Origin of the sequence: Mesorhizobium sp. M7A.F.Ca.MR.362.00.0.0, assembly GCF_004023175.1 — a bacterium.
In the GTDB taxonomy this organism is placed as follows: domain Bacteria; phylum Pseudomonadota; class Alphaproteobacteria; order Rhizobiales; family Rhizobiaceae; genus Mesorhizobium.
In genome coordinates this window covers 7098-11282 of sequence record NZ_RZTF01000187.1, presented here as the reverse complement: position 1 = coordinate 11282, position 4185 = coordinate 7098, and the positions used below count along the sequence as shown (strand labels likewise).

The window sequence follows — 4185 nt, the reverse complement described above, 5'->3', positions numbered from 1 at the left end:
TCGAGCGTCCGCTGCCAGTCGCTGAGCGCGGTTTTGTGCGCCGGGGCGCTGCCGGCCATGCCAGCATTGGCGACGACGATGTCGAAGGGGCCCCGCGCGGCTTGCGCCCTCTGGTAGAGCGCCGCCATTGCCGCCTCGTCGGTGACATCGGCGGCGATGCCGAAGATGCGGTCGTTCTCGCCGGCCACCTCAGTGAGCTCTGCTTCCCGGCGGCCGCAGATGGTGACATCGATGCCCGCACCCGCCAGCGCCAGCGCGATGGCCCGCCCGACGCCGGAGCCGCCGCCTGTGACCAGCGCATGCTTGCCAGGGATCGTCGCGGCGGCCGTCATACTTTCAGCCCCGCTGCGGCGTCGCGCTCGGCCAGACGGTAGAGCTGGTCGCGCCCGGGCAGATAGGGATCCGGCCATTTGACACCACGGTCGCCGAACGTGACGGCGGCATGCAGTGTCCAGTAGGGATCGGCGAGATGCGGCCGTGCCAGTGCGACGAGGTCGGCGCGGCCGGCCATCAGGATCGAATTGACATGGTCCGGCTCGTAGATGTTACCGACCGCCATCGTCGCCATGCCGACTTCGTTGCGGATGCGGTCGGAAAACGGCGTCTGGAACATGCGGCCATAGACAGGCTTGGCCAGTGCCGAGGTCTGGCCTGCCGAGACGTCGCAGATGTCGACGCCGGCCTCGAGCAGCAGCCGTGCGATCTCCACCGCGTCGGCCGGTGTGACGCCCTCGATGCCCACCCAGTCATTGGCCGAAATGCGCATCGAGATCGGCTTCTCCGCCCGCCAGGCAGCGCGCACCGCGCGGAAGATTTCGAGGGGATAGCGCATCCGATTGTCAAGCGAACCGCCATATTCATCCGTGCGCCGGTTGGTGACCGGCGTGATGAAGGACGACAAGAGATAGCCATGCGCAGCGTGGATCTCGAGCATGTCGAAGCCGCAACGATCGGCCATCTCGGCCGAAGCCACGAATTCGTCGCGCACGCGGTCCATGTCGGCGCGATCCATCGCCTTCGGCACCTGATTCTGCGGCGACCACGCCACGGCTGAGGCCGCCATCACCGGCCAGTTGTCTGAGACCAGCGGCACGTCGGTCCCCTCCCAGCCGAGCCGGGTCGAACCTTTGGCGCCGGAATGGCCGATCTGGGCGCAGATCTTGGCTTCGGTTTCGGTATGGACGAAGTCGACCAGCCGCTTCCACGCCACCTCATGTTCGGGCGCATAGAAACCGGGACAACCAGGCGTGATGCGGCCTTCCGGGCTGACGCAGGTCATCTCGATATAGATGAGGCCGGCGCCGCCCTTGGCCCGCTCGGCATAATGGGTGAAATGCCAGTCGGTCGGACAGCCGTCGACGGCCTTGTACTGCGCCATCGGCGAGACGACGACGCGGTTCTGCAGCCTCATGTCGCGCAGCTTGAACGGCGCGAACATCGGCGCGCGGCGCAGGTTGTTGCCGCCGGCACCCGCCTGGCGTTGGAACCATTCTTCGGCGCTTTCAAGCCATTTGGCATCGCGCAGCCGCAGATTCTCGTGACTGATACGCTGCGAGCGGGTCAAAAGCGAATAGTTGAACTGCACCGGATCGAGGCCGAGATAGCGCTCGACCTCCTCGAACCATTCGAGCGAATTGCGCGCCGCCGATTGCAGCTTCAGCACCTCGGTGCGGCGGGCATCCTCATATCTACGGAAGGCGGCGTCGAGGTCCGGCTCGGTTTCGACATACTCGGCCAGAGCCACGGCACTTTCCAGGGCCAGCTTGGTGCCGGAGCCGATCGAGAAATGCGCTGAGGCCGCCGCATCGCCCATCAGTGCCAGATTCTTGTACGACCAGCGCTCGCACAGCACGCGCGGAAAATTGATCCAGGCGGAACCACGGATATGGTTGGCATTGGTCATCAGCGCGTGGCCGCCGAGGTGTTTTTCAAAGATCCGCTCACAAACGGCGATCGATTCCTGCTGCGACATCGCGCCGAAGCCGAAGGCAGCCCAGGTCTGTTCGCTGCACTCGACGATGAACGTCGCGGTGTCGCTGTCGAACTGGTAGGCGTGCGCCCACACCCAGCCATGCTCGGTCTTCTCGAAGATAAAGGTGAAGGCGTCGTCGAACTTCTGGTTGGTGCCGAGCCAGACGAACTTGCATTTACGGGTGTCGATGTCGGGCTTGAAGATGTCGACGAAAGCGTTGCGCGCCCTGGAGTTCAGGCCGTCGGCCGCGACGACCAGATCATGCGTCTCCATGTAGGGCTTGGGATCGGCAATGTCGGTCTCGAACATCAGCTTGACGCCGAGTTCGCGCGCCCGGCGCTGCAGCAGGACCAGCAGCCGCTTACGGCCGATGCCGCAGAAACCGTGACCTGACGAGACCGTGCGCACGCCGTCATGGATGACGGCGATGTCGTCCCAGTAGGCAAAGTGCTTCTTGATCCAGACAGCGCTGACCGGGTCGTTTTTCGACAGATTGTCGAGCGTCTCGGCCGACAGCACGACGCCCCAGCCGAACGTGTCGTCGGCACGGTTGCGCTCGAACACCGTCACATCGTGCGCGGCGTCCCTCAGCTTCATCGAAATGGCAAAGTAGAGGCCAGCTGGTCCGCCGCCGAGAACCGCAACCTTCATGTCTGCGATCTCCTCTTCGCTTGCTGGAGTTCAGTATCGCGCCGGCGACAAGATATTTCAAGCTTAAAGTTTTATATCAAAACGATTGTCCTGACATGGCGAAAGCGCGCCTGCGTGTCATCGCGCAAGCGCGCTGCCGGATCACTTTTCCGGGTTCTTCGGGCTCCACAGCACCGTCTCGGCGTCCTTCTCATAGGCCATTCCGTCGGGATAGCTGATCGCTTCCAGCTGCAGCCCCCACGGCGCCTGGAAATAGAGGATGGTCTGGCCGGCCGCCGGCCCTTCCTTGACCGGCAGCGGCCCCATCCGCGTCTTGACGCCCTTGCCTTCGAGATAGGCTTTGGCGGCAGCGACGTCGTCGACATAGAAGGCGATGTGGAAGCCGCCAATGTCGCTGTTCTTCGGCGTCAGGTTCTTCTGGTCGGGCGCGGTGTATTTGAACAGCTCTATGTTCGATCCATAGCCGCAGCGGACCATGGTGACCTCTTCGATCACCGCCTTCGGGTCGACGCCCAGGAGATCCTGCATGAAGGTGCCCTTGTCGTCGGCGAACGGACCGAACGACATCGCCTTCTTGCAGCCGACCACTTCGGTGAAGAAGTCGACCGCTTGCTTCATATCGGGAACGGTGATGCCGGTGTGGTCGTGGCCGCGCATGCCCGGGATCGAATCCGCCGAGGCCATGCCGGCGCTGCCGAGCATCGCGGCGGCCAGCGTTGCAATTGCGATAGTGGTCTTCATGTCAGTCCTCTCCATTTGGCGGGACTTGGGTCTTTTGGTCGCACGCCCGAGGCCCGCTCTTCGGCGTGCGTATGCATTCATGTCGGCGCCTTGGCGGCGGAAGGAATGTCCAGCCAGCTCGCATCGATCTCGGGCAGCGGAATGGCCGCGATGAGATCGCGCGTGTAGGCCTGCTGCGGCTTGTCGAACAAGGCGTCGGTGGCGCTCGCTTCGACGATCACGCCTTCGCGCATGACGATCACTTGCCGGCACAGCCGCCGGATGACCGACAGATCGTGGCTGATGAAAGCGACGGTCAGCCCCATTTCCGCCGCCAGCTTTTCCAGCAGCGTCAGGATCTGCGCTTGCGTCGACACGTCGAGCCCTGAGACGATCTCGTCGGCCAGCACGAATTTCGGCGACAGCGCCAGCGCCCGCGCAATGCCGACGCGCTGGCGCTGGCCGCCCGATAATTCGTGGCGATAGCGGTTGGCGAAGCTTTGCGGCAGGCCGACGCGCTGCAGCGCCTCGGCAACGCGCGCCTTGAGATTGTCGCCGAGGCCATTTTGCTTGAGTGGCGCGGCGATGATGCTGGCAATGGTGCGGCGCGGGTTGAGCGACGACATCGGATCTTGAAAAATCATCTGCAGATTGCGCCGCAGTGGCCGCAGTTCCGCCTCCGGCAGATGCGTGATGTCGCGGCCGTCGAAAGTAATGTTGCCTGCGCTGGGTTCCAGCAGGCGCACCAAAGCGCGGCCGAGCGTCGACTTGCCGGAACCGGATTCGCCGACGATGCCGGTCACCGAGCCCCTGGGCAGGTCGAAATCCAGGCCCTTCAGGAT

3 protein-coding genes and 1 pseudogene (1 of these 4 cut by a window edge) are annotated in these 4185 nt (G+C 63.9%); all 4 read right to left on the bottom strand.

Features of this window, described 5'->3' with window-relative positions; translation table 11 throughout:
• A pseudogene (locus EOC06_RS21420) lies at positions 1 to 332 on the bottom strand (SDR family NAD(P)-dependent oxidoreductase); it reaches 456 nt to the left of the window's first position.
• On the bottom strand, positions 329 to 2623 hold the full coding sequence (locus EOC06_RS21415; protein WP_128308726.1) for a bifunctional salicylyl-CoA 5-hydroxylase/oxidoreductase: 2295 nt from the start codon (positions 2621 to 2623) through the stop codon (positions 329 to 331). The pseudogene EOC06_RS21420 and the gene EOC06_RS21415 overlap by 4 nt, the downstream one beginning before the upstream one ends.
• Before the next feature lie 141 nt (positions 2624 to 2764).
• Entirely contained in the window at positions 2765 to 3364 is a 600-nt protein-coding gene (locus EOC06_RS21410; protein WP_128308725.1) for a VOC family protein, read from the bottom strand.
• A gap of 77 nt (positions 3365 to 3441) precedes the next feature.
• Positions 3442 to 4185: ATP-binding cassette domain-containing protein (locus EOC06_RS21405; RefSeq protein ID WP_245469868.1), on the bottom strand; the 744-nt coding region annotated here is incomplete at its 5' end.

Coding starts and splice junctions, on each gene's coding strand:
- EOC06_RS21415 (WP_128308726.1), bottom strand. CDS start 2,623: ATGAAGGTTGCGGTTCTCGGCGGCGGACCAGCTGGCCTCTACTTTGCC.
- EOC06_RS21410 (WP_128308725.1), bottom strand. CDS start 3,364: ATGAAGACCACTATCGCAATTGCAACGCTGGCCGCCGCGATGCTCGGC.